This window comes from Lacibacter sp. (genome assembly GCF_057361365.1).
In genome coordinates, this window is the sequence record NZ_JBMQSG010000010.1 from 14,275 (window position 1) to 37,567 (window position 23,293).

The 23,293-nt window shown below is 40.6% G+C and carries 16 protein-coding genes; 14 read left to right on the forward strand and 2 right to left on the reverse strand.

From position 1 onward, the window contains the following. Positions 1–2 precede the first annotated feature (2 nt). Genes pdxA through ACO1QW_RS08630 form a run of 4 tightly spaced genes read left to right on the forward strand, consistent with a single transcriptional unit; the run spans position 3 to position 6,162 of the window. Entirely contained in the window at positions 3–1,031 is a 1,029-nt protein-coding gene (gene pdxA / locus ACO1QW_RS08615; RefSeq protein WP_486257577.1) for a 4-hydroxythreonine-4-phosphate dehydrogenase PdxA, read from the forward strand. Between the two features lie 6 nt (positions 1,032–1,037). Continuing rightward, positions 1,038–2,213, forward strand: a complete 1,176-nt coding sequence (locus ACO1QW_RS08620; RefSeq protein ID WP_486257579.1) for a four-carbon acid sugar kinase family protein — start codon at positions 1,038–1,040, stop codon at positions 2,211–2,213. Positions 2,214–2,267: 54 nt separating this feature from the next. Further along, positions 2,268–3,809 (forward strand): sodium:solute symporter family protein, encoded by a 1,542-nt coding sequence (locus tag ACO1QW_RS08625; protein WP_486257580.1) that lies wholly within the window; start codon positions 2,268–2,270, stop codon positions 3,807–3,809. A gap of 10 nt (positions 3,810–3,819) precedes the next feature. After that, entirely contained in the window at positions 3,820–6,162 is a 2,343-nt protein-coding gene (locus ACO1QW_RS08630; protein ID WP_486257582.1) for a TIM barrel protein, read from the forward strand. 27 nt (positions 6,163–6,189) lie between these two features. Here ACO1QW_RS08630 and ACO1QW_RS08635 read toward each other — a convergent pair whose 3' ends face one another. After that, positions 6,190–7,131 carry a hypothetical protein gene (locus ACO1QW_RS08635; RefSeq protein ID WP_486257584.1) on the reverse strand — a complete coding sequence of 314 codons (942 nt, stop codon included), beginning with the start codon at positions 7,129–7,131 and terminating at the stop codon, positions 6,190–6,192. Next, positions 7,118–7,396: a hypothetical protein gene (locus tag ACO1QW_RS08640; RefSeq protein WP_486257585.1), complete on the reverse strand. Its 279-nt coding sequence runs from the start codon at positions 7,394–7,396 to the stop codon at positions 7,118–7,120. The genes ACO1QW_RS08635 and ACO1QW_RS08640 overlap by 14 nt, the downstream gene beginning before the upstream one ends. Before the next feature lie 181 nt (positions 7,397–7,577). On the opposite strand from ACO1QW_RS08640, the gene ACO1QW_RS08645 reads away from it, so the two are divergent. The 10 genes from ACO1QW_RS08645 to ACO1QW_RS08690 all read left to right on the forward strand — a co-directional run bounded on the left by ACO1QW_RS08645 (position 7,578) and on the right by ACO1QW_RS08690 (position 23,287). After that, positions 7,578–10,091, forward strand: coding sequence for an L-rhamnose mutarotase (locus tag ACO1QW_RS08645; RefSeq protein ID WP_486257586.1), 2,514 nt, complete (start codon positions 7,578–7,580; stop codon positions 10,089–10,091). Between the two features lie 35 nt (positions 10,092–10,126). Then, positions 10,127–11,206: a Gfo/Idh/MocA family protein gene (locus ACO1QW_RS08650; protein WP_486257588.1), complete on the forward strand. Its 1,080-nt coding sequence runs from the start codon at positions 10,127–10,129 to the stop codon at positions 11,204–11,206. A gap of 133 nt (positions 11,207–11,339) precedes the next feature. Further along, positions 11,340–12,929 (forward strand): sodium:solute symporter family transporter, encoded by a 1,590-nt coding sequence (locus ACO1QW_RS08655; protein ID WP_486257590.1) that lies wholly within the window; start codon positions 11,340–11,342, stop codon positions 12,927–12,929. Positions 12,930–12,937: 8 nt separating this feature from the next. Further along, on the forward strand, positions 12,938–14,305 hold the full coding sequence (locus ACO1QW_RS08660; protein WP_486257592.1) for an MFS transporter: 1,368 nt from the start codon (positions 12,938–12,940) through the stop codon (positions 14,303–14,305). Positions 14,306–14,368: 63 nt separating this feature from the next. Further along, a complete protein-coding gene (locus ACO1QW_RS08665; RefSeq protein ID WP_486257594.1) occupies positions 14,369–16,501 on the forward strand; it encodes an alpha-L-rhamnosidase-related protein in 2,133 nt (710 codons plus the stop codon). Between the two features lies 1 nt (position 16,502). Then, the gene (locus ACO1QW_RS08670; RefSeq protein ID WP_486257595.1) at positions 16,503–18,509 is read left to right on the forward strand and encodes an aceric acid hydrolase; all 2,007 of its coding nucleotides are present in this window, start codon (positions 16,503–16,505) and stop codon (positions 18,507–18,509) included. A gap of 86 nt (positions 18,510–18,595) precedes the next feature. Then, entirely contained in the window at positions 18,596–19,840 is a 1,245-nt protein-coding gene (locus ACO1QW_RS08675) for a ribulose-bisphosphate carboxylase large subunit family protein (protein ID WP_486257597.1), read from the forward strand. Beyond that, a complete protein-coding gene (locus ACO1QW_RS08680; RefSeq protein ID WP_486257598.1) occupies positions 19,840–21,129 on the forward strand; it encodes a four-carbon acid sugar kinase family protein in 1,290 nt (429 codons plus the stop codon). The genes ACO1QW_RS08675 and ACO1QW_RS08680 overlap by 1 nt, the downstream gene beginning before the upstream one ends. Before the next feature lie 184 nt (positions 21,130–21,313). Next, positions 21,314–21,973, forward strand: coding sequence for an aspartate/glutamate racemase family protein (locus ACO1QW_RS08685; protein WP_486257600.1), 660 nt, complete (start codon positions 21,314–21,316; stop codon positions 21,971–21,973). A gap of 18 nt (positions 21,974–21,991) precedes the next feature. Next, positions 21,992–23,287 carry a bile acid:sodium symporter family protein gene (locus tag ACO1QW_RS08690; protein ID WP_486257602.1) on the forward strand — a complete coding sequence of 432 codons (1,296 nt, stop codon included), beginning with the start codon at positions 21,992–21,994 and terminating at the stop codon, positions 23,285–23,287. Positions 23,288–23,293 lie beyond the last annotated feature (6 nt).

The following is a 23,293-nucleotide window of genomic DNA, read 5'->3' on the forward strand; positions in this document are numbered from 1 at the left end:
ATATGAGTTCATTACCGGTTTTAGCAATTACAATGGGCGACCCTGCCAGTATCGGGCCCGAGATTGCAGTAAAAGCATTGTTGCAAAAAGAGATTCATGCCATCTGCAAACCATTACTGGTTGGCGATGCAGTGGTGTTTCAGCAGATCATTGATTTATTGAAGCTGAATGCAAAAGTGAATGCTGTTTCAAAAGTAGCAGATGCAAAATTTGAATTGGGAACGATCGATGTGTATGATCTTGGTATTACTGATATCAATAAACTGGAGTTTGGAAAGATCAACGCCATGTGTGGCGAAGCCTCGTTCCAGGCGGTGAAGAAAGCGATCGAATTGGCGTTGGCAAAAGAAGTAGATGGAACAGTTACTGGCCCCATCAATAAAAAATCGATCAACGAAGCCGGGCATCATTACGCCGGTCATACAGAAATTTATGCGCATTATACCGGCACGAAGAAATATGCGATGTTACTGGTGGAAGATTATATCAATGTTATTCATGTCAGCACACATGTATCACTCAGACAAGCATGTGACCTGGTAAAGAAAGAACGGATAGTACAGGTGATTGAATTGATCGTTGACGGATTGAAACGTTTAGGCAAAACAAATTTGAAAATAGGCGTGGCTGGATTAAATCCGCATGCAGGTGACAGTGGTTTGTTTGGTACAGAAGATGATGAAGAAATTTTACCGGCAGTTCTTGAAGCAAAGCGATTGGGTTATGATGTAGAAGGTCCTGTACCACCTGATACCATGTTTGCAAAAGCAGCGATGGGAGCATATGGAGGCGTAGTGGCGATGTATCATGACCAGGGACATATCCCCTTCAAACTTGCAGGCTTTAAATGGAATGCAGAAAAACAACAAATGGATAGTGTGAAAGGTGTGAACATCACGTTGGGTTTGCCCATTATCCGTACATCGGTTGATCATGGAACTGCATTTGAAATTGCAGGTAAGGGAATTGCAAGCGCCGATGCAATGGTGTTGGCGATTGAAAGTGCGGTGCAATTGAGTAAACACAAATAATGAATGATGAGTAATGAGTGGCCCACTCATCACTCATCACTGATCACTCATCATATGATTGCAGTAATAGCCGACGATTTTACAGGAGCAGCCGAATTGGCGGGTATCAGTCTGCGTTATGGACTGACTGTAGAGTTATATACGGCTGAAGTTGCTGCAACAAGTGCAGATGTGTTGATTGTTTCAACCGATAGCCGCTCTTTGAATAAGGCAGATGCATTAAAAAGAACCGAGGCAGTACTTAAATCTGTGCTGCAGTTAAAACCTTCTTTCATTTACAAGAAGATCGATTCGGTGCTGCGTGGTTATGTTGTCGATGAATTGAAAGTGCAAATGCAGTTGATGCACAAATCAAAAGCATTTATTCTGCCTGCCAATCCATCACTTGGAAGAACCATCAGCAATGGGAATTATTATGTACAGGGAAAGCTCATCAGTGAAACAGGTTTTGCAACCGATCCTGAATTCCCTATCAGCCATTCATCGGTGCAAATGATACTAAAACATGATGAAGTGCAAGTGCTCAAACATACTGATGCATTGACTGAACATGGAATTGTTGTTGGTGAAGCAGAAAATGAAACAGATGTACAGGCATGGGCAGAGAAGCTGGATGAAAGTTTTGTGGTAGCAGGTGCAGGCGATTTTTACAGTGCATTGCTGAACAAACAGTTCAAACGAGCAAATCAAAAGCAGCATGAGTTGCAGCTTCCTTTTTTGTATGTGTGTGGTACGGCTTATGATCAATCGGTGAATTATATAAAACAGGTTGATGAAAAGAATAAGATGGTTTTGTATATCACCAAGCAGATGATTGAAAACGGAATTAATGATGAAGTCTGGTTGCAGCAATGCAAGGGAGTGTTAGAACAAAGACAGAAAGCCATCATTGCATTTAACAGTGAAACATTACCTGCGGATACATCAGCTGCCGATTTACGCTACATCATGGCGCACGCACTAAAAGCGGTGGTTGAACAAAATAAGATCCGTGAACTGTTTATCGAAGGGGGATCAACAGCAACTGCCATTTTGCAGGAGCTTGGTATCAATCATCTGTCACCTGTAAATGAATTAGCAAGAGGAGTGGTGCGGATGAAAGTGGAAGAGTTGTATATCACGGTTAAACCCGGCAGTTACGAACTTAGCAAAGAAATAAAACAACTGTTTGCGTACGAATAAAACAAACAATCTGTGTTCATCAGTAAAATCTGTGAGCACCCATAACGATTCGCCATGGACCATTTACATTTTATAGATTATTTCATCATCCTGGTTGTGCTGGGTGTTACGCTCTATCTCGGCTTCCGGTTTGCCAACAGGCAAAACACAACAGAGAAGTTTTTTCTTTCAAAGGGAAATTTTCCATCATGGGCATTAGGTTTGTCGTTGCTTTCTACACTCATCAGCAGTGTAACGTTTCTTGGTTATCCTGCACAAGGTTATGCCAGCAACTGGATATTATTGGTGCAGGGTTTAATGGTGCCGATCGTTTTGTTAGGAACCATCTGGTTCATCGTTCCACTCTTTCGAAAAGTAATTGGCTTAAGTACCTATGAATATTTTGAAAAACGTTTTGGCAGCTTTGCCCGTTATTATAGTTCGTCTTCTTTTATCATTCGCCAGTTTGCAGGTATGGGCACTGTGTTGTTTTTAATTGCAGTAGCCATTCATGAAATAACCACTATCAGTCCCTTTCTTGTTCTTGCAGTTGTTGGTTTTGTATTGGTAATGGTGAATTTAAAAGGCGGCATGCAGGCCGTCATCTGGCTCGATGTATTTCAAGGGTTCATGTTATTTGCAAGTGGTATCATTTGTTTGGTGGTGATTTTATTATCCATCAAAGGTGGTATTCCCGAAGCAATAAAAGTAGCTACTGAAAATAACCGCACTGGTTTCGGTCCTTATGATTTTAAATTTACAGAACTCACATTGGTGGTGATGATCATTAACGGATCATTCTATGCCATTCAGAAATACGGAACCGATCAAACAGTTGTGCAACGTTATCTCACGGCAAAAACAGATAAGGCTGCCGAGAAAGCATCACTGCTTGGCATCAGTTTAACTGTTCCTATCTGGACTATCTTCATGTTTATTGGTACAGCGCTATTCGTTTTTTATAAACAAAATCCATTACCCGATGGCATGAAAGCCGAAGCTGTATTCCCGCATTTTATTATGACGCAGTTGCCAACAGGTGTTATCGGGTTTATTGTTGCAGCGTTGATCTCTGCTGCTATCTGTAGTCTCAGCGCCGATCTCAATTCATTGGCTGCTGTTGGCATGGAAGATTATTATAAAAAGTTTCGCCCCGGCAAAACAGACAAACAATATCTCTACACCAGTAAAGCCTTTGTGGTGTTTTCTGGTTTGTTGTCGATCGCCATCGGTGCGTTTTATTTGTTGGCAGGTAACGAAGGTGTGCTCGGTGTCATCTTCACCATCTATGCAATCTTCTCAGGTGGCATCGTTGGTATTTTTTTATTGGGGTTGTTTAGTGCAAGAGCAAATCGTCAAGGTGTGAACATCGGTATCATCACCTGTATTTTGTTTACAGCATGGGCTTTCTTAACCAGTACACCCGTTGGTGTAAAGAATCCCAAACTCTTACTCGATTTAGGTAATTTTAATTTCACGCATCACAAACTCATGCTTGGTGTTTACAGTCACCTCGTCGTGATTGTGGTGGGTTATATCGCCAGTTTATTTTTTTCGAAACCTGTGTTGCAACCAAACTTGTTGTACAGTAGTTGGAAAGCAAACAGGCATCAATAAAAAACGAATTATGATACGAGCTTCAGTTTTTCATAGCTTCATCGTTGCGTCGCACTCTTGTACGGCATCTCACATTGCATCTTTTTTTGCACGCAAAGGCGCAAAGAAAATAAGAACGCAAAGTTTTTCCTTTGTTCCTTTGCAGCTTTGCGTGAAACCCTTTCTTCTTCTCTGTGCCTTCGTGTCTCTGTGGTTCAACTCATCAGCGCAACTCAACACCGATAATCAATACAGCAAACCATTAAAAGAAGTACTCAACGATGTGCAGAAGAAATATGGTGTTACCATCAAGTTTGTTGATAGTATGGTGAAAGGTAAAAACGTCACCTATGCCGAATGGAAATATCGCCCCGATGTAGAAATAACACTCGATAATATTCTGAAGCCGCTTGAATTAAAAGTGAAAAAAGAAAAAGACAAACAATATAAGTTAAGTGCTTATGAATATTACCGCTGGCCGGTAGAAGAAGGCTGGGCAGAAATGGATCGCATTGCTGCACAATACAAAACAGTAGAAGAATGGGAAAAGCGTAAAGCTGAATTAAAACCTTGTTTAAAAGAAGCGCTGCAATTGGATCATCTTCCTGCAGCACCAAACAGTAAACCTATCGTTACAGCAAAGCGCATCTTTGATGGTTATACAGTTGAAAATATAGCAATCGAAATTCTACCCGGCGTGTGGATCAATGGTTCATTATACAAGCCAAGCAAATTCAAGGGCAAAATTCCTGTTATTTTAAACCCGGATGGGCATTGGGAAAAACAACGTTACCGTGCCGATTGCCAGTACCGTTGTGCAGCAATGGCAAAAATGGGAGCAATGGCATTCAGTTACGATCTGTTTGCATGGGGAGAATCATTATTGCAATTCAAGACCGAAGATCATCGCAGAAGTTTAGCCATGACCATACAGGCATTAGGTGCTATTCGTATTCTTGATTATTTATTAGCACAGAAAGATGCAGATACAAATCGTGTAGCCATCACTGGTGGTTCAGGTGGTGGAAGTCACACTGTGCTAATGACTGCATTGGATGATCGTATTAAAGTATCTGCACCTGTCGTTTCGCTTTCATCTTATTTCTATGGTGGTTGTCCATGCGAAAGCGGCATGGATATTCATGCATGTGGCGGCAGAACAAACAATGTTGAAATTGCAGCCATGGCAGCACCACGTCCGCAGTTAGTTGTAAGTGATGGTGGCGACTGGACAGATAAAATGCCTGAACATGATTTTCCTTATCTGCAAAAGATGTACAGCTGGTACAACAAAAAAGAAAATGTTGTGAATGTGCATTTGCCAAATGATAAACATGATTTCGGTATTACGAAGCGTACACCATTATATGAGTTCATGGCAAAGCATCTCGGTTTAAACATAAAAGCAATCCAGGATGCCAACGGAAACATTGATGAATCAAAAATTACCATTGAACCAGAGAAAAGTTTATTTGTGTTTGGTGATAATGGAGAAAAATTACCGACACATGCAGTAAAAGGTTTTGAAAATTTAGAAAGGGTATTTGCAAACGAAATAGAAAAAGCCAAAACCAATCAACGTTATAAAATTGGTTTGATTGATCTGATGTTGCTGAAGCGTCAGAAGCTTGGCGCCATCACCTTAACTGCACAACTCAAAGCAGATGGTGTGGAAGTAGATATGGGCGGACTTGGTACACGTCCAACATTCGATAATCAATTATTGATCGATAGTGTGCGAAATCAATTCATACAAACAGCCAAAGAAAATAAGGTGGAGATCTTTTGTTTGGCCATGACAGGTTATTATGCACAATCGTTTTGCGGAAGAACGGAGTATATCCGCAGCATTGAAGATTGTATCAAGACCATGCAGCTCATGAATGTAAAACATGCCTTTCTGCCGTTGGGTGTGCAGTGTGATATGAAAAAGAATCCTGCTGTTCGTGATTCTGTAATTGCTCGTTTAAAAGTTGCAGGTAAGTTAGCAGAGAAAGCAGGTGTCGTGATCGGCATTGAAACATCACTTACAGCAAAAGAAGAAGTGGAACTGTTGAAACAGATCGGTTCGCCGGCAATTAAAATTTATTTCAACTTTTCCAATCCACTCAAAGAAGGGAGAGACCTCATCAGCGAAATAAAAATACTCGGCAAAGATCGCATCAGCATGATCCATGCTACTAATAAAGACAGTGTGTGGTTAGAGAACGATCCGCAAATAGATATGTATAAAGTGAAAAGGACATTAGATGAAATTGGCTGGAGCGGATGGCTGGTGATTGAACGCAGCAGAGATGCAAAGAAGCCTTCCGATACAAAATTTAATTACGGAGCGAATACAGCCTATTTGAAGAAAGTGTTTCAGGGCGAGTAAACAAATAGGCTTATTCTTTACGTATTTTCAATACCCTAAATTTTTGAAGGCATTTCTAATTTCCTTTAATTCATTTTTTTCTTCATTTATTTTTTTAATAGTAAAACGAAGTATTGCATCTAAGTCAATTGCTTTTTGTAAACATATTTCCTCGCTATCACTATGAATACCTCCCGAAAGATGCGCATACAAAGCTTTGAGAGGGTTAATTCCTAATGATTTTAAACTTATTGGAAGAAATTGGAATATGCCTTCAATCAAGCTATTCATTTGTTTGTTTTGTTTATACGTTTCGTATAGTTGACCAGTTTTCTTTCCATTTTCATCTTCTATTGCAGATAGAGTTTCAACAATTCTGAGAATCTCATTTTCAGTAATCCGTCTAAGGTATGCATATGCTGCAATCCCAAAGCTTTGTGATAAGCAAATCAAAGACTTTTTGTAATACTCTTTGTCTTCTTCCTGAAGGAAACTAATAATATCTTTTTCAGGATTTATTTCAAAGGGTGGAAACTGACCAATTTTTCGAATATATAACTTGTGATCTTTCGATTCATCTTTTGCTTTCTTATTTCCAGTATTTCTGCTTTCAATAAATTGAAGTCCATTATAAAGTCTTAAGTTGGGCATTGGGCCATCAGAAAAAACATTAAGCAAAAAATCTACTTTATAGTTTTTACAAAATTGACATTCTCCGGAAAAATGTTGAGTAAAAGAAATTGATTCGTCCTTTTGATATGGGTCAAACATGTCTGTAAATCTATCTGACGACATATGTCCGAGCGCAAAAATTGCTTTTTCTGGCTCAAGTACAAGCATAAAGGTTTGCATATTCCCTTCATTCGGACAAAAAAATTGAAACGTTAGCTTTTCAAATCTTTCGGGGTGGAAGTATGTTTTATCAATCTCAATCTTTGAATAAAGTGGTGATTTTTGAAGAAAACTTGCGATAACCTTATTTGCTGACATTCTTTTTCTGATTATAATCAAATTTATACAAACATTTTCCAATCCATTTGTCGGACTCTTTGTTGGCCTGATCGTTATCAATGGTTTGTCCATTTTGCGCCTGTTGTATTCCTTTCTCAATTGATTTTTTTTGAGCGGGGTTAACCTTGTACAATGTGTCAGGCTCATGAGTTTCAAACAGATTCGACACTTCGGCCAACAAGGCGGGGTCTTCAATTTCACGAAGCTTATCAATGAGTTTATCTTTTAAAGAAGGACTGGGCATAACCTGTTTTTATAAAGTTACAATTTGTTCAGAATGAATTCGGCCGATATTACCCTTAAAACAGGAAAATCGTCCATCATTATAGCAAATACGCACATTTTTAAGGGCGGCAAACAAGACTACATTTATCAACCTAAATGCCTGCTTTTGAGGCAGGTTCTGTAGCTTCAAGCTGAATAAAATGATGAAACGATTGCTGTCTTGCCAAATGCTTGTTTTTATCCTGTTTGCTCAACTGAGCATGGCAGCAGATATTTATGTTTCCCCCACAGGTTCTGATCTCAATAATGGTTCAAAAGAAAAACCTTTTGCAACGCTTAACATGGCGTTACATAAGGCAAGAGAATTGCGAAGATTGAATGATGCAACGATCAAAGACGGTATTCATATTATTTTACGGGGTGGTCATTACCTGGTTTTAGAAACCATTGTTATAAAGCCGGAAGATAGTGGCATCCGTGAAAGCTCCACTTTTATTGAAGCTGCGCCTAATGAAACACCTGTTTTAAGCGGGGGTGTACAAATCAATAATTGGAAAAAAGTAACAACTGCTGTCAATGGCTTGCAAAAAAATATCCAGTCAAACATATGGGTGGCTGATGTGCCAATGGTGAACGGGAATGTTTTCAATTTTCGTCAATTGTGGGTGAATGAAGCGAAAGCAGTAAGAGCAAAATCTTCCATCGGCGATGCGATGCTTCGCATTTTAAACTGGAACAAAGCAGAAGCTGCTTGTGTAATACCAACATTACCCTTTATCAATTTAGATAAAACAAACGGGTTGGAATTGTTTATTCATCAATGGTGGGAGATTGCGAATCTCCGTGTGAAGAAAGTGCAGGTAATGGGTGACAGTACAAAATTATTTTTTCATCAACCTGAAAGTAAAATACAAACCGAGCATCCCTGGCCTGCACCCTGGTTGAGTAAAGAAACCGGTAACTCTGCTTTTTATTTAACCAATGCCATTCAATTTTTAGATGAGCCGGGTGAATGGTATCTGGATGCAGCCAATAAGAAAATTTATTACTGGCCACGCAGCAATGAAAATTTAGCAACCACAAAAGTGATTGCGCCATTTACTGAAACATTGATCAGTGTGGAAGGGACGATTGATAACCCGGTTAAGAACCTCGTGATCGATGGAGTTTCTTTTCAGCATACAGGATGGCTGAGACCATCGTTACAAGGACATGTGCCACACCAGGTGGGATTGTTTATGACAGAAGCATACAGATTAAAGCCGGCAGGTACAAAAACGAAACCAGGTTTGGATAACCAGGCATGGGTTGGCAGACAAACTGCAGCAATTGAAATGAGTTATGCTGTGAGAACAAGAATTAAGAATTGTTCTTTTCTTCATTTAGCCGCAACAGGTATTGATTTAAAAAAAGGTGTGCAGGATAATATGACCAAGAATAATTTGTTCAGCGATATTGGTGGTACAGCCATCTTAGCAGGCAATTATGGTGATGAAGGACGAGAAATTCATTTGCCTTTTCATCCGAAAGATGAAAGAGAAAAGTGTGATGTGATTTTTATAGAAAATAATTTTATCACTAATGCTACTAATGAAGATTGGGGAACGGTAGGTATCGGCTGTGGTTTTGTCAGCAGAACAAGTATTCGTCACAATGAAATTGAAAATGTATCATACAGTGGTATCAGTTTAGGCTGGGGCTGGACACCTGAAGAGAATATGATGAAAGGTAACAGGATCGTAGCCAACAAAATTCATCACTATGGCAAATGGAATTACGATTGTGCAGGTATTTATACCTTAAGTGCACAGCCCGGTTCTATCATTGAAGACAATTATATTGATAGCATTTATAAATCTCCGATTGCCCATTTGCCGTCGCACTGGTTTTATATTTATAACGATGAAGGCTCTTCTCACTTCTCTGTAAAAAACAACTGGACGCCTTCACAAAAATATTTGCAGAATGCAAATGGCCCTGGGAATGTGTGGAGCAACAATGGTCCGCAGGTGCATGACAGTGTAAAACAAAATGCGGGTTTAGAAAAACGATTTCAATATTTAACAGCAAATAAAACTCCAAAGTCCGGTGTAATTAACGAAGAACACAACGAAGTAATTGAACTGGTGGTGAAGGATGGACAAACACTGGATGTTACCAAACTCAAACAGGTACTTGCACAAAACAATATGGATAGCAACGCTATCTATCAATGGCAGAATCATTATGTCATCTTTGATAAAGTGCAGGACGTTGGCGTTATGCAGGGACGTTTGCAAAATCGTTTTCCGGAGACAGAAGTTCGTGTGTACCACGACCTGTTTTATGAATACAGCAAGAAGAAACATTGTACCGATAAAACAGTAGCAGAAGAATGGGATCACATTCTGCTCACAGCCAATCTTGTTGGAGATGAAAAATTGCAGAAAGAATATCTCGATTATCATGCAACACAGTTCGAAAAATGGCCGGAGATAGCGAAAGGTTTTTGCAATGCCGATTTTCAGCAATTGTTGTTGTTCAGAAATCGAAGACAGTTGATGTTGATCATCAGTATTCCAAAAGGCGAGAGTTTGGATAAGCTTAATCCAAGAACAACGGCAAACAATCCACGGGTGGACGATTGGAATAAGATCATGAAAAAATACCAGGAAGGAATTAAAGGAACAAAGCCGGGAGAGACTTGGGTTTTTTTGAAACAGATGAATGACTAGCCTCCGGATTTATCCGGTGGCAATAAAAAATGAATATGAAGACAATCGGAATTTTAGGCGTTGGTGAAGGCCGCAGTACCATGAGTGCAGCTTTACAAAGTAAAAAACTGCGACTAAAAACTATTTGCGACCGCAATGAAGAGTTGTGTAAACAACGTCGCAAGGAATTTGATTTTGCAAATTATACAACCAATTATGAAGACCTGCTCAACGATGCAGAGATCGACATTATAGCTATCTATACACCCGATCATTTGCATGCCCACCACATCAAACAGGCATTGCTGCATGGCAAACATGTGGTGTGTACCAAACCATTTATTGATGATCTCAGCAGAGCAAAAGAATTATTGGAGATACAACAGCAAACAGGCAAAAAAGTATTTGTAGGACAAAGTTCCCGCTTCTTCGAACCATATAAACGCCAGCGTAAGGATTTTGAAGCTGGAGAGATCGGTGAACTCATCACCATCGAAAGTCATTACAATGCTGATCATCGCTGGTTCCTTGAAAAGAAATGGGCATTGGAGAATTCTTTCAAATGGTTGTATGGCGGGTTAAGTCATCCTGTTGATTTCATTCGTTGGTATTTACCCAACATTGAAGAAGTGATGGGTTATGGTATGATCAGTGCAAACGGGAAAGTAGCAGGTTTGAAAAACGAAGACACGATGCATTTCATCTTCAAATCAACTGATGGAAGAATTGCAAGAGTGAGCGGAACATACACAAGTCCAACACAACCAACAAAACGTGACAGCGGCATGAGCTGTGTATTACGTGGCACAGAAGGTGCAAGCCAGGCAGATTACCATGAATTACGTTATGCCATTACCGATAAAACCGGTGAAGAAAAAATCATTCATTGGGGTGATGCAAAGCTGAAATACTTTTTCCGTTTTGAAGGACAAAGTCATCATGCAGGCGAGTACCAGAATTATCTTGAATACTTTGTTGATTCAATAGAACAAGATTTTACTGCATATCCTGATATGAAAGAAGGAATCGGCACAGTTGCGTTGTTGCAGGCAATGGATAAAACATTAAAGACAGGTGTGCCGGTGAAAGTTAAAGACATTTGTCTGAACCATGATTTATTGGATTTGTGGGATTAACAGGAATTAAATCCTATAAATCAAAATAATCCCATGAATCCCGGTTCAGATAATTGCTGATAGATAACAAGACGATGAAGTGAGTGACACAACAAAGATGCCACAAGTATAAAAGCAAGTAACCAAAAAATAAATGAACGAAATCTACAATAAACTCACAACGCTTGACTTTGCTATCGTCGCAATTTATTTGATTGCGTTGCTGGTGATTGGTTATGTTGCCAGTTTCCGAAACAAGAAAAAAGATGAAACACTTTTTCTTGCAGGTAATTCGCTCAACTGGTACAACATTGGTTTCAACATGTGGGGCACCAATGTGGGTCCATCATCGTTGCTCGCATTTGCAAGCATTGGATTTTCGGCTGGAATCGTTGGTGGAAACTTTGAATGGTATGCCTTTGTTTTTTTGTTGTTACTCGCCATGGTATTTGCACCAAGGTACATTGCAAGCAAGGTTAGCACCATGCCCGAGTTCATGGGAAAACGTTATGGAAAAAGCTCACAGGATATATTAGCAGGCTATGCACTCATAAAAATTTTGATCAGTTGGTTGAGTTTAGGTTTATTCAGCGGAGGAATTTTAGTTCGACAGATCTTAGGCATACCCATGTGGCAATCAACAATAGTGCTCGTCGCTTTCTCTGGTTTGTTCACTTACATGGGCGGTTTAAAAGCAATTGCAAAAGTGAATGTGTTCCAGATGATCTTATTGATCATTGTTTCATTGGCATTAACGTTTATCGGTTTGCAAAAACTTGGAGGCATCACTGCCTTAATTGATAAAACACCGAGTCATTTCTGGAATTTAATTCATCCAGCATCCGATCCGGGTTATCCATGGCATGCAATTTTGCTGGGTTATCCTGTATCGGCTGTTGCATTTTTTTGTACCGATCAAAGCATGGTGCAAAGTGTGTTGGGCGCAAAGAATTTAAAGCAGGGGCAGCTTGGAGTAAACTTTATTGGTTGGCTGAAAGTATTGGCGTTGCCAATGTTTATCCTGCCCGGTATTTTGTGTTTTGCGTTATACCCCGATCTGACTGATGATAAATTAGCATACATGACCATGGTCACCAATTTATTTCCGTCGGGTTTAAATGGGTTGGTTATTTGTGTATTGATCGCTGTATTGGTTGCAACTATTGGTTCATCGTTAAATGCATTGAGCACAGTTTTTACAAAAGATATTTATGTAAACAATATCAATCCGCAGGCAACAGTGAAACAACAGATCAATGTTGGACGTTACACTGTTATTGCTGGGTGCGTGTTGGCCGTATTAATGGCGATTGCATTTGATAACATCAAAGGCAAAACCTTGTTTGATATTTTTCAATCGATCTTAGGTTACCTGGCGCCACCGCTAGCAGTTACATTTTTGTTGAGTGTATTCTGGAAACGAACAACCAAGCTGGCGGTGAATCTGATTTTATCAGTCGGCTCTGCATTCAGTTTGTTTGTTGGTATGCTCAACTTATGGATAATACCTCCTGATGCTGCAACAGGAGCAAACATCTGGTGGCCGCATTACTTTCTCATTTCGTTTTACATTTTTGCAATCTTGTTTGCAGCGGCTATCATCATTTCCCTGCTCGATAAAAACAAAGTAACAGCAGCCATTGAAACAGCACCCATACCAAAAACCAGTAAGCAGGTAAAAATTCTGTTCGCATTATTAGGACTTGTTATACTAACTCTCTACATCATTTTTAACGGACATTAAATACACATATGGAACTAAAAAAAGGAAGTTTAAAAAGTACGATTGCTGTATCGCTTACAAATTATCTCGATGCAGGCGCAATTGTTGCAGGTGCAAGCGGGTTAACGCTTTGGCAGAACTACCTTGGGCTGAACGAAGGGCATCTCGGTTTGCTGAATGCAATCAGCGCCAACGCTTTTGGTGCGGCTATCGGCGCAATTTTCGGAGGTTTCCTGGCCGACAAATACGGACGAAAAACCATTTACACTTACAATATGCTTGTGTATATGCTGGGAATTGCCATCATCATGCTCACGGTTAATTTTCCGATGTTGTTGATTGGTTTCCTGGTTACAGGTATTTCAGTGGGCGTGGGTGTTCCTGCCTCATGGACGTATATTTCAGAAAATTCAGAAGTGGGTAACCGTGGAAAGAACATGGGTATTTCACAGTTCGCCTGGGGAGTAGGCCCAATGATCATTTTAATTTTAGGAATGCTCCTTGCCCCTGGCAATGCAGATGCTTCGTCTGGTGTTTTATTTGAGTATGTGCAAAAAATTGCTGCGTTCTTTATTGGTAACGATGCAAGTGTTGATGCAATCAATGTATTTAGCAGCCGTATTATTTTCGGGTCTTTGTTTGTTGTGGCGTTAATCGCATGGACTTTGCAGCGCAAGCTCAATGAATCGAAAGATTGGGAAGAAGCACAAAAAATACAAACCAAGCAAAAACAACCAAGCGTTTTTGCATCGTTTGGTACTCTTTTTACCAACAAGGTAAATATCCTGACCATGCTTTTTCTGGCAGGCATTTACATTAGCTGGAACATGGTTGCGTCGGTGATGGGTTTCTTTCAACAACATATTTATGAAACTGCAGGTGGTCTTTCCAATGGAGAGGCCAATATGATCACAGCAGTGCAATGGATCGTAATTATTGCAGTAACATATTTTGGCTTTGCCATGCTGGTTGATAAAGTGAATCAACGCTGGCTTTATGTTTTCGGTACATCAATAGGAATTGTAGCCTGGGGTATACTTATTTTTATAGGAATAAAAAATCATGTAGCACTTTGGACGTTCACCATTCTTTGGGGCATACATGCAGGCATAAGCGTACAGGCATTTTATGCGCTTTGGGCTTCGGAACTTTTTCCTGCAAAATACCGGGCAGGTGCGCAGGGTGTTATGTTCTTTGCAGTTAGAAGTATTGCAGCGGTATGGGGATTTGGTTTTGTTAATATTTATGGCGAAAACGGGGAAGGATTTTATACTGCAGCGTATATTATGATCGGACTGCTGCTTGTGGCACTGATCATTGGAACGATTTGGACACCCAAAACCCAAGGCAAATCATTACAACAAATAACGAAAGAAAGATACGGGGAAGATATTTAGGTGATTAAAGCTGTGCCTGAATAACGCAAAGCAAATAACAGCGAAGCAATTAACGTGAAGCGAATGAATAACTCTTTTTTACCGGATACTTCTTCTGCAGCAACCTGGATATGGTATCCCGGCGATTTTGAAATAGTACTGGCCAACAAAATGCAAAACCGCCGTACAGAACGTGGTACTTTCTTTCCGGTGTTCTGGAAAATGGATAACCATTATGTGTTGATGGATTTTCATAAAGTATTTGATGTGCCCGCAGCTGAAACCGTTGACATTTATGTGGAAGGAGAATACAATGTAAAACTTGATGGGAAAGCATTTGAAGGTAGTCCGAAGCAGATTACAGTTCCTGCAGGTAAACACAAGATCAACATTAAAGTATTTAACCAGGCCTACGTGCCTGCCATCTATGTAAAAGGAAAAACAATTGTATCGGATGAAACCTGGCTGGTAACATTTGAAGACAAAGAATGGATCGATGAAACAGGAAAAGCATCCGACATCTCCGCCACTAAATGGCTTAATGCAGGAAGCTGGAATTTTGATTCGCCCACACAGTTGCCTTCCCAGTTTGCATTGCCTGTAAAAGAACAAACAGCAGTATCGACTGAAAAAGGAACAAACTCCATGCTGGTTGATTTTGGGAAAGAAACATTTGGTTTCATCAAACTGCACGGATTAAAAGGCAAAGGCAAGCTTTCTGTTTATTATGGTGAATCAAAGGAAGAAGCATTGTCAACAGAGCATTGCGAAACATTGGATAGAGTAGAAGTAAGCAGCACTGAAAAGAAAGATCAAACGATGGAACTGTCGAAAGCTTATCGTTTTGTGAATGTGCAATACGATGACGGTGTAACACTCGATTCGGTTTCGATGCTGTATGAATATGCAGATGTAAAAGAACGAGGCAGCTTTACCTGCAACGATGAAGAGATCAACCACATCTATGATGTAGCGAAATATACATTCGAATTAAACACGAGAGAATTTTTCATTGATGGCATCAAGCGTGATCGCTGGATATGGAGTGGGGATGCTTACCAAAGTTATCTCATGAATTATTATCTCTACTTCGATAGCGAAACAGTAAAACGTACAACGTATGCATTGCGGGGTAAAGATCCGGTGACAGGTCACATCAACACAATTATGGACTATACCTTTTTCTGGTTCCTCGGCATTAATGATTATTATCTCTACACTGGTGATAAGCATTTTATTGCACAGAATTACGATCGCATGAAAACGCTGATGGATTATGTGTTGGCAAGAAGAAACAAAGATGGTTTAATGGAATGGATGTCCGGCGATTGGATTTTTATTGACTGGGCAGCAGGTCTTAGTAAAGAAGGTGAAGTGAGTTTTGAACAGTTACTGTTTGCACGCAGTCTTGAAACAATGGCTCTTTGTGCAAATATTGCTGATGATAAAGATGCAGCAACACAATACAGCACTCTTGCTGCTGATATGCGCACAAAATTGTTCGACATTTACTGGAACGATCAGAAACAGGCATTGGTGCACAGCAGAGTTAATGGTAAGCAAACAGAAAATGTGACACGCTATGCCAATATGTTTTGCATCTTCTTCGATTATTTTAATCAGCAACAAAAGAACCAGGTGAAAACTTCGGTGCTGTTGAATGATGATATTCAAAAGATCACAACACCCTACATGCGTTTCTATGAACTTGAAGCATTGTGTGCTATGGGCGAACAGAATTATGTATTGAAAGAAATGAAAGATTACTGGGGTGGCATGTTGAAACTTGGTGCAACATCTTTCTGGGAAGAATATAATCCCACTAAAACCGGAACAGAACATTATGCGATGTATGGCAGAGAGTTTGGGAAAAGTTTATGTCATGCATGGGGAGCAAGTCCGTTATATCTTTTGGGTAAATATTACCTTGGTGTAAAACCAACGGCACCCGGTTATGCTACATACAGCGTTGAACCAAATCTTGGTGGCTTGCAATGGATGCAGGGCAAAGTTCCAACGCCGAATGGAAATATTGAGTTGCATGTAACCAAAGAACAAGTGAAGATAAAAGCAGCGGCCGGCGCAGGAAGAGTTGTATTGAAAAGTAAAACACAACCCACAGGTAATAATATTTCAGCAGTATCAAAAGGAAATGATCTGTATGAGATAACAGTGAAGCCAGGTGTTGAATATATTATCAACTATAAAGCAGAGTAAGATGAAAAGAATCAGTGGTATTTTATTGTTGACTGTTTTATTGCTGAATCAAACAGCAGCACAGACAAGTCTTGTGAATACGCAAGGCAGCAGCTATGCAAAACTCACCGGCGTCGGCATCAGCGATGTTAGTTGGACAAAAGGATTCTGGGCCGAACGTTTTGCAGTTTGTCGTGATGCTATGTTGCCGCAGTTGTGGCAAACCTATACCAGTAAGGATATCTGTTATTCATTTCAGAATTTCAGAGTGGCTGCAGGATTAGATACTGGTCGTTTTCGTGGGCCATCGTTTCATGATGGTGATTTTTACAAGACACTGGAAGCGGTAGCAGCGATGTATGCATCAACCAAAGATCCAAAATTAGAAAAGTGGATGGATGAAGCGATAGATGTAATTGGCAAAGCACAAAAGCAAGATGGTTATATCTATACCAAAAACATCATCGAACAAAAGAAAACAGGGAAGGATAAAATGTTTGATGATCAGTTAAGCTTTGAAGCTTACAATTTTGGTCACTTAATGACGGCGGCCTGTGTGCATTACCGTGCAACAGGGAAAACAAGTTTACTCAATATTGCTAAGAAAGCTGCCGACTTCCTGATCGGTTTTTATAAAGCAGCAACACCTGAACTGGCACGTAATGCCATTTGCCCTTCACATTATATGGGGTTGACAGAACTCTATCGCACAACAAACGACAAAAAATATTTAGATCTTGTTATTCATCTCATCAACATTCGTGGTACGGTTGAAGGAACAGATGATAACAGCGACCGTGCACCTTTTCGTGAAATGAATAAAGTGGTTGGTCATGCAGTGCGTGCCAACTATTTGTTTGCAGGTGTTGCTGATGTGTATGCAGAAACAGGTGATGCAACCTTGATGAACACCTTAAACAAAATGTGGAGCAATGTCATCAATACTAAAATGTATATCACCGGTGGTTGCGGTGCTTTGTATGATGGAGTGAGTGTGGATGGTACAGCTTACAAACCTGACACCGTGCAAAAAGTGCATCAATCATACGGAAGAGATTATCAGTTGCCCAACTTCAGTGCACACAACGAAACCTGCGCCAATATTGGTAATGTGTTGTGGAACTGGCGCATGTTTTTGTTAACCGGCGAAACCAAATATGCAGATATTGTTGAACTGGCTTTATACAACAGTGTGTTGAGTGGAGTAAGCATGGATGGTTCAAAATACTTCTATACAAACCCTCTTGCTGCAACTGCTGATTATCCTTATCATCTGCGTTGGGAAGGTGGACGTATTCCTTATATCAGCAAATCGAATTGTTGTCCGCCAAATGTGGTGCGTACGATAGCAGAAGTAAATAACTATATGTACAGTGTTGGCGAAAAAGGGTTGTATGTAAACATGTACGGAGGAAATGTATTGGCAACTGCGCTGCACGATGGAACAAAAATTAAACTGGAACAGACAACGAATTATCCATGGAGTGGAGCCGTTGCAATGAATGTAAAAGAACTGTCGAAGAAAAATACAAAACTGTTCCTGCGTATTCCGGGTTGGTGTAAGAATTATACCATCAAACAAAATGGAAAGTTGGTTACGGCAAAAACTGTAAATGGGTTTGTTGAAGTAGCGATCAACACAAATGATAAACTGGAACTCAACATGGATATGCCTGCAACACTGATCGAAAGCAATCCAATGGTGGAAGAAACAAGAAACCAGGTAACGGTGAAGCGTGGTCCCGTTGTGTATTGCCTGGAGTCAAATGATTTACCACAACAAAAAGTATTTGATGTGGTGATTCCTGCAAGCATTAAACTGCAACCTGTAGCAATGAAAATCGACGGTGGCAATGTAATGGCCTTGACAGGCGAAGCAAGATTGCTCGATCAAAATCAATGGAACAATACATTGTATAAAGAAGTGAACACAAAACTCAAACCGGTAAGCATTAAACTCATTCCGTATTACGCATGGGCTAACCGTGGTAAATCGGATATGACAGTTTGGTTGCCGCTTGCAAGATAGAACCACGAAGACGCAAAGACACGAAGTGTCACAAAGTCTTTGTGTTCCTTTGTGTACTTGGTGACTTAGTGGTTCAAAAAAATACTATGGAACGGATAACAGCAACATATTATATCGAAACACCGTATGCACCGGAAAAGGCCGCAGCTGTATTGGCAGGTGAGCAATCATCCGGCACATTTGTAGCAGTGCCCGGTGAAACAGAAGAATTGAAACAACGTTTTGCTGCAAGAGTGGAATCGGTGGAAGTATTGGAAACAGTGAATGAACCAGCGATTCCCGGTGCAACAAGTGAAGATGGCAAGTATCATCGTGCCATTGTGAAAGTTTCGTGGAGCATTGAAAATTTCGGAACGAATCTGCCGGTGATGGTTTCAACACTGCAGGGAAATCTATATGAGATCACACAGTTCACCGGTTTAAAGTTGATGGATATTGAATTGCCTGCATCGTTCAGCGAGCAATTCAAAGGCCCAGCATTTGGAATAGAAGGTTGCAGACAGTTAACAGGTGTGCAAGGTCGTCCTTTGATTGGTACCATCATTAAACCATCTATTGGTTTAACGCCTGATCAAACTGCTGCAATGGTGAAAACATTGGCAGAAGCAGGAATTGATTTTGTAAAAGATGATGAATTGCTATCATCTTCAGGCAACTCCAATTTTAATGATCGTGTTGACGCAGTAATGAAAGTGATCAATGCGCATGCAGATAAAACGGGCAAGAAAGTGATGTATGCATTCAATATCAGTGGAGACGTAGATGAAATGCTGCAACGTTACGAAAAGATCGTCAACAGTGGCGGTACCTGTGCCATGATCAGCATTAACAGTGTTGGATTGGCTGGCGCAAAAAAAATCATGGATCAACGACAACTCGCCATTCATGCACATCGTAATGGATGGGGTATGATGACAAGACATCCGTTGCTGGGTATCGATTACAAAGCCTATCAGAAAATATGGCGACTGGCAGGTGCTGATCAAATGCATGTCAACGGTATACAAAATAAATTCTGGGAGAGTGATGATAGTGTGGTGGCATCCATTGAAGCATGCTTAACAAAGATGTTCGATCATAAAACTGTGTTGCCAGTTGTATCGTCTGGCCAGTGGGGCGGACAGGCATTTGAAACATACCGCCGTACAAAAACAGTTGATCTGTTATACATGGCCGGTGGCGGCATCATGGCGCATCCGATGGGAGCAGCAGCAGGTGTAGTGGCATTGCAACAGGCATGGAAAGCAGCGGTGGATGGATTGACATTGGAAGAAGCAGCGAAGCAGTATAAAGAGTTTGCAGCAGCGGTTGAAAAATTTGGAAAGAAATAGTGAATAACAAACAAAACATATTACTCGCATTTTACGGTGATGATTTCACCGGCAGTACTGATGCATTGGAGTTTATTACAAGAGCCGGTGCAAAAGCTGTATTGTTTATTGAACCGCCGACTGCAGAACAACTGCGACAGTTTCCGGATATTGATGTGATTGGTGTTGCTGGTAAAACAAGATCATTATCACCTGCACAAATGAAAGAGATATTAATTCCTGCATTTGAACAGTTGAAAGCAAGTGGCGCAAAGCAGGTGCATTATAAAGTGTGCTCTACGTTTGATTCATCACCTGCTGTTGGGAGTATTGGTAAAGCGATTGATTGCGGAGCAGAGGTTTTTCAAAATAAGCTGATCCCTGTGATTGGCGGTATGCCTGCATTGGGTCGTTATTGTTTGTTCGGCAATTTGTTTGCACGCATGGGTATTGGCAGTAACGGGAGAATTTATCGACTGGATCGTCATCCATCCATGAGTAAACATCCTGTTACACCTGCAGATGAAAGTGATCTGCGTTTGCATATCGGTAAACAAACAACAAAGAAGATCGGATTAATTGATATCACACAAATAGAACAACCTGTTGAACAATGGAATGAAGGATTGACTGATGAAGTAGTGGCATTGGTTGATACCATGTATGAAGCGCAATTGATCAAGATCGGAGAGTGGATGCATGGATTGGAAGAAGATAAAACCTTATTCAGCGTAGGAGGTTCAGGTGTGGAAGCAGCATTAGGCAATTACTGGATTGAAAAGAAAATACTGAATCCTGTAACAGAATGGAAACAGCCGGGTAAAGCAGAATCCTTATTGGTGATTTCAGGAAGTTGTTCGCCTGTTACAGCTGCACAGATCGAATGGGCGAAACAAAATGGTTTTGCAGAAGTGGTGCTGGATGCAATGCGAATTGTGAATGAGGATGCGGTTGATGCTGCAATCGGCGATCATGTTGCCAAGTTGTTACAGCAACAGAAGAAAGTAATTGTTCATACAGGCGCAAAAGAAACGGAAAATCTTTCTTCTGAAAAATTGGGAACCGCATTGGGCAGTATTGCAAAACAAGCAGTGATGCATTCCAATGTAAAACGTGTGGTGATTGCTGGTGGTGATACAAGCAGTTATGCTGCAAGAGCGATGGAAATTGATGCAGTGGAAATGATTGCTCCGTTGGTGAGTGGTGCGCCGTTGTGTAAAGCTTATTCAACAAATGAAAAAATAAACGGACTGGAAGTGAATTTTAAAGGTGGACAGGTGGGAGGAGAGAATTATTTTGGACTTTTTTGAATAGTTAGTATTTCACGCAAAGCTACAACGGAGCAAAGACGCAACGAAAACTTTGCGACTTATAATCTTAGCGCCTTTGCGTGAAAAGATAAATTGAAATGCAGAACGTACAAGAGTGCGACGCAACAGAAGATAAATAGTAGTGGTGTAGTTGACAACAAAAAACAAAACGTAATTAAATAATATGGCACAGAAAACATTAGGATTGATTCATACATCGGCAACATTAGTGCCCGTGTTTGCAGACTTGTGCAAGAAGTATTTGCCAAATGTAAAAGTATTCAACATTGTAGATGACAGTTTGATCAAGAACACCATTGCACGTGGAGCGCTTACACCCGATACATCACGAAGAGTGGTGAACTACGCAGGCTCTGCACAGGAAGCTGGTGCCGATTATATTTTGTTCACCTGTTCATCTATTGGCCCCGCAGTGGAAGCAGCCGCTGCATTAACACAAGTACCGGTATTACGAGTTGATCAGCCAATGGCCGACAAAGCCGTGCAGTTAGGAAAACGTATTGGTGTGGTAGCAACTTTGTCAACCACATTAAATCCAACAAGCGATTTAGTAAGAAGAAGAGCAGCCGTAGCAGGGAAAGAAATTGAATTGAAATCTGTTTTATGCGAAGGCGCATTTGAAGCGTTGATGAGTGGCGATGCAACAACGCATGATCAAAAAGTAGGTGATGCATTAAAACAATTAGCCAACGAAGTTGATGTGATTCTGTTGGCGCAGGCAAGCATGGCAAGAGTGGTGGATACACTAACTGAGGCAGAAAAGAAAGTGCCGATTCTGGCGAGCCCGCCTGTTGCAATGGAATATTTAGCATCGATCTTATAAGAACGCTGATTGTTTGTCATGAAAAAACCGAATAAACTTTTTTTGATTCTTAGCGCTGTTGCTGCAGTAGTACTGCTGGCAGGGATTGTGATGCAGAATGCTTCGTTATACAAACCGTTTGCCATTGCAACGGCGGTTTGTTTTGCAATTGGGTTGGGTTCGGTACCATCGCTGAAAGGTTATCAGTATACAGCATGGATCATTGCAGCAGTTGTTGCAGGAATGGTTTTCCCGGAAGCATTTAAAAATTGGGGCGGTGTTAATCTGCGGGATAAAACATTGATCCTTGTCATTATTCAATTGGTGATGTTTGGCATGGGCACACATATGAGCTTGAAAGATTTCAGCGGATTGGCATCAACAGGCAAAGGAGTGCTGGTTGGTTTATTTTGTCATTTCTCCATTATGCCATTGATGGGTTTGTTGCTCACAAAAGTTTTTCAGTTTGAACCGGAGATAGCTGCTGGTATTATTTTGATCGGCAGTTGCAGCAGTGGTTTGGCAAGTAATGTAATGGTGTATTTAGCAAAAGCAAATTTAGTATTGAGTGTAATTGTAACAGCGATGGCTACATTGGTTGCTCCGTTACTTACACCTTTATTAATGAAAACATTGGCAGGTACGTTGATCGAAATAAAATTTGTCGATATGATGATGGAGATCATCAAGATTGTGTTGGTACCGATTGGTGCAGCATTGCTGCATGATTTTTTGAAAAGGGCATCGGCAACGCAAAAGAAAAAAGTAAACATCATCGCAATCGTTGCTGCAATATGGATCGCTGTGATCGTTTTGTTTTTGCAAAAAGTTATTACTGATCATGCGTTGATACAAAGCATGAATCTCTCTGGCTTTTTTGCAGGAGCGATTATTGCTGGTTTGGTTTATCATTGGCTATCGCTGAAGTTTCCAAAGCTTGACAGTATGATGCCGTTGATCTCGATGTTTGGTATTATTTATTTTACAACCGTTACAACAGCGGCAGGCAGAGAGAACCTGATGAAAGTTGGTGTGCTGTTGTTCATTGCATCGGTGATACATAATGCTGCGGGTTATTTCTTTGGTTACTGGCTGAGCCGTTTGTTTGGGATGGATAAAAATTCAAGTCGCACCATTGCGTTTGAAGTGGGTTTGCAGAATGGCGGCATGGCCAGTGGCATTGCAGGAAGTATGGGTAAATTGGGAACGGTTGGTTTAGCTGCTGCAGTGTTTAGCCCGTGGATGAATATCAGTGGAAGTTTGTTGGCGAATTATTGGAGAAGAAGACCTGTTGAACCACAAAGACACGAAGTCGCAAAGGAACACAAAGTTTAAAGTCAG

Excerpts from the sequence above, each read along its gene's own strand:
- ACO1QW_RS08690 (WP_486257602.1), top strand. The coding sequence starts at position 21,992 with ATGAAAAAACCGAATAAACTTTTTTTGATTCTTAGCGCTGTTGCTGCA.
- ACO1QW_RS08630 (WP_486257582.1), top strand. The coding sequence starts at position 3,820 with ATGATACGAGCTTCAGTTTTTCATAGCTTCATCGTTGCGTCGCACTCT.
- ACO1QW_RS08675 (WP_486257597.1), top strand. The coding sequence starts at position 18,596 with ATGGAACGGATAACAGCAACATATTATATCGAAACACCGTATGCACCG.
- ACO1QW_RS08685 (WP_486257600.1), top strand. The coding sequence starts at position 21,314 with ATGGCACAGAAAACATTAGGATTGATTCATACATCGGCAACATTAGTG.
- ACO1QW_RS08645 (WP_486257586.1), top strand. The coding sequence starts at position 7,578 with ATGATGAAACGATTGCTGTCTTGCCAAATGCTTGTTTTTATCCTGTTT.
- ACO1QW_RS08640 (WP_486257585.1), bottom strand. The coding sequence starts at position 7,396 with ATGCCCAGTCCTTCTTTAAAAGATAAACTCATTGATAAGCTTCGTGAA.
- ACO1QW_RS08620 (WP_486257579.1), top strand. The coding sequence starts at position 1,038 with ATGAGTAATGAGTGGCCCACTCATCACTCATCACTGATCACTCATCAT.
- ACO1QW_RS08650 (WP_486257588.1), top strand. The coding sequence starts at position 10,127 with ATGAAGACAATCGGAATTTTAGGCGTTGGTGAAGGCCGCAGTACCATG.
- ACO1QW_RS08670 (WP_486257595.1), top strand. The coding sequence starts at position 16,503 with ATGAAAAGAATCAGTGGTATTTTATTGTTGACTGTTTTATTGCTGAAT.
- ACO1QW_RS08625 (WP_486257580.1), top strand. The coding sequence starts at position 2,268 with ATGGACCATTTACATTTTATAGATTATTTCATCATCCTGGTTGTGCTG.
- ACO1QW_RS08665 (WP_486257594.1), top strand. The coding sequence starts at position 14,369 with ATGAATAACTCTTTTTTACCGGATACTTCTTCTGCAGCAACCTGGATA.
- pdxA (WP_486257577.1), top strand. The coding sequence starts at position 3 with ATGAGTTCATTACCGGTTTTAGCAATTACAATGGGCGACCCTGCCAGT.
- ACO1QW_RS08635 (WP_486257584.1), bottom strand. The coding sequence starts at position 7,131 with ATGTCAGCAAATAAGGTTATCGCAAGTTTTCTTCAAAAATCACCACTT.
- ACO1QW_RS08655 (WP_486257590.1), top strand. The coding sequence starts at position 11,340 with ATGAACGAAATCTACAATAAACTCACAACGCTTGACTTTGCTATCGTC.
- ACO1QW_RS08660 (WP_486257592.1), top strand. The coding sequence starts at position 12,938 with ATGGAACTAAAAAAAGGAAGTTTAAAAAGTACGATTGCTGTATCGCTT.